The sequence below is a fragment of the Streptomyces phytophilus genome (assembly GCF_013870535.1).
Lineage (GTDB): Bacteria > Actinomycetota > Actinomycetes > Streptomycetales > Streptomycetaceae > Streptomyces > Streptomyces phytophilus.
Map to the genome: position 1 here is coordinate 1 of NZ_JACBXC010000738.1, position 3,038 is coordinate 3,038.

2 protein-coding genes are annotated in these 3,038 nt (G+C 76.4%); both read right to left on the reverse strand.

Annotated elements, in window-relative coordinates; all coding sequences use genetic code 11:
- Positions 1 to 164: 164 nt before the first annotated feature.
- Entirely contained in the window at positions 165 to 1,361 is a 1,197-nt protein-coding gene (locus tag H5J30_RS24435; protein ID WP_181789519.1) for a CobW family GTP-binding protein, read from the reverse strand.
- 57 nt (positions 1,362 to 1,418) lie between these two features.
- Positions 1,419 to 2,615, reverse strand: a complete 1,197-nt coding sequence (locus H5J30_RS24440; RefSeq protein ID WP_181789520.1) for a hypothetical protein — start codon at positions 2,613 to 2,615, stop codon at positions 1,419 to 1,421.
- Positions 2,616 to 3,038: the final 423 nt, after the last annotated feature.

A 3,038-nucleotide genomic window follows, 5' to 3' on the forward strand; every position in this document is an offset into this window, starting at 1 on the left:
CCAGGGCCAGGCCGGTGGCGGAGGCCCCGGTGACCAGGGCGCGGCGGCTCAGCGTGCTCATGCGGGATCCCTCTCGTTCGGGTGCGCGACGTGGGCCAGCTTGCAGCGTCTCGGGGCCCGCAGACTTTCTGTCCCGCAACGGGGAGTTGAACCCGGGCGGCCTCCTACGCCTCCGGGGCCCCGTCCCCGCCCCCGTCGTCCCCGTCCCCGTCTCCGTCCCCGTCTCCGTCCACGTACCGCAGTACTCCCCACATCGCGTCCTCGCCGCCGTCCTGCGGGCCGTGGCCGCAGCAGGCGCTCAGCTCCTTGCGTACGGCGTCGGCGTCGATCCCGGAGCCGATCAGCACCAGCCGCGTGGCCCGCTCCTCGCCGCGGCCCCAGGGGGCGGGGCGGAAGCGCAGGAAGCGGCCGACGGCGTGCAGCCCGTACTTCTGCGGGTGGCCGGGGACGCCGAAGTGGACGAAGCCCTTGATGCGGTAGAGGCCGGCGGGGCGGGTGTCGAGGAAGTCCAGCAGGCGGCGGGGGCTGATGGGCTCGCCGGTGGCGAACTCGACGCTCTCGTACGCCGCGTGGAGGTGCGCCCCGTGGTCGCGGCCGGTGCCGGAGCAGGCGCCGTGGTCTGCGCCGTGACCGTCGGCGTGGCCGGTGGCGTGACCGTCGGCGTGGCCGGTGCCGTGGTCCGTCCCGGCGTCGGTGGCGTCGTCGGCGGCCAGGTCGGCGAAGGAGAGCTGGCGGTGGCGGGGTGCCGCGGCACCGGGGCGGTCGTGGCGCGCCGGGTCGAAGAACAGCCCGGGGTCGACCCGCCCGTAGGCCGTGGCGACCACGGGCGTACCGGGGGCCAGTTCGCCGAGGGCCTCGTGGAGGCGGCGGCGTTCGGCCTCGTCGGTGCGGTCGGTCTTGTTGAGCACGACGAGGTCGGCGACGGCAAGGTGGCGGTCGATCTCGGGGTGCCGCTCGCGGGTCGCGGCGAACTCGGCGCCGTCCACGACCTCGACCAGCCCTCCGTACACGATGCGGTCGTTCTCGCTGGCCAGCACCATGCGGATGAGTTCCTGCGGCTCGGCCAGGCCGCTGGCCTCGACCACGATGACGTCGATCCGGCCGGTGCCGGCGAGCCGGTCGAGGTAGGCGTCCAGCTCGGCGGTGTCGACGGCGCAGCACAGGCACCCGTTGCCGAGGGAGACCATCGAGTCGACCTGCCCCGCGACGGCCATGGCGTCGATCTCGATGCTGCCGAAGTCGTTGACGACGGCGCCGATCCGGATGCCGTCGCCGTTGCGCAGCAGCCGGTTGAGGAGGGTGGTCTTGCCGGAGCCGAGAAACCCCGCGAGTACGACGACGGGGATCCGTCCGCTGCCCACCAGCCACCCTCCCGGCGCCGTCCGTTCTGCCTGCGTCCAGCGTAGAGGGCGGGACCGTCAGCCGTAGCGCTCGATGCGCGCCTGTGCGGGCGGGAACGGGGACTGCGCCGTGGTGCCCGTCGACCAGAAGCCGCCCGTGCCCGGTATGGGGGCCAGCGCGGACATCACGGGAGTCACGCCCTGCGCGGCGGCGGGGCCGCGCTCGCTGGTCCAGCCGGTGCCGTCCCAGCGGAGGTAGTGGGCGCTGGCGCCGTCCCAGAAGTCCCACCCGGCGATGAGGGCGGGGCGCCCGGTGGCGTCGGGCGCGATGGCGCCGAGGGAGCCGACGGTGAAGGGGGCGGCGACGGCGTTCCACGCCGTGCCGTCGTAGTGGCGCAGGACGACGCCCGGCGGCTTGCCGGGCGGGCCGCCGGCGCCGTAGTCGTGGCCGGTGAGCCAGATGTCGTCGGGGGCGGCGGGGAGCAGGTCGGTGACGGACAGCCGCAGCCCGGCCAGCCGGGGCAGGACGTGCCAGGCCCGGTCGTCGTACCGGGCGACGAGGACGCCGCCGGAGACCCAGGTGGCGCCGGCGCCGTCGATGTGGACGTTCCACAGGCTGGGGGCGGAGCCGTCGTCGGTGGGCAGCGGCGGGGACCAGCTCCAGCGCGTGCCCCCGGCGTCGTCGGAGCGCAGCACGCGGGAGGCGCCGTCGCGGGTGCCGGAGATCCGTACGGTGCCGTCGGGGGCGACGGCGACGGCCCACAACTCGGTGCCGGACTCGCCGCGTCCGGGGAAGTCGTGCTCGCGCCAGGTGGCGCCGTCCCAGGCGAGGAGGTGGTCGGCACCGGCGCGGTCGTACCCCACGGCCCAGGCGGCGACCGCTCCGGCCCCGGCGGGGGCGGCGGCGACGTTGCGGAGGCTGCCGGCGAACGCGAGGTGCGAGACGTCGGTGGCCTGCCAGGCGGAGCCGTCCCAGGTACGGGCCAGGGGGCGCCCGGCGGTGGAGCCGCTGCGGGCCTCCTCGCCCACGGCCCAGGCGAGTTCGGGCCCCGCGGCGGCAACGGCGTTGAGCAGGGCGGCGGGTTCTCCGGCCGGTACGGGAACCTCCCGCCAAGCGGCGCGGGGCCGGGCGTTGCCGGCCGGCCGGTTCCCGCCTCCGGCGGCGGCACCGGTGCCGGTGGCGGTCGCCGCGTGGCCGTGGCCGGCGGCGGTGAGGCCGAGCCCGGTGGCGGCGGTCGTGGCGGTTAACCCTCGGACGAAGCTGCGTCTGCGCATGCGTGTTCTCCTCCCGTGTACGGCTGAGCCAGAGTGACCCGCGAGTAACCAGGGGTCAACCCCACGTCGCGCCCACGCCCGGCGCACCTCCGGGACGTGCCGCTCACCAGGCAGGACCCGGCCGCTCGAACCCGGTCGGCACGACCCCGCCTGCCCGGACCCGGTCGGCAGGACCCGGCCTGCCCGGACCCGAACGGCAGGACCGGTCGCTCACCCCGGCCCGCGCCCGGCCCGACCGCTACCCCCGCCCGCCGACTCCGGCCGCTCGCCTCCGCCGGACCCGGACGCTCACCCCGCGTCCTCCCCCCGGCCGCCCGTCGCCAGGGTGTCCATACGGCGCTTGTGGACCTCCCGCTCCGTCGCCGAGGTGACGAACTCCGCCGTCGCCGCCGGGCCCACCAGGTCACGTACCTCCGCCACCGT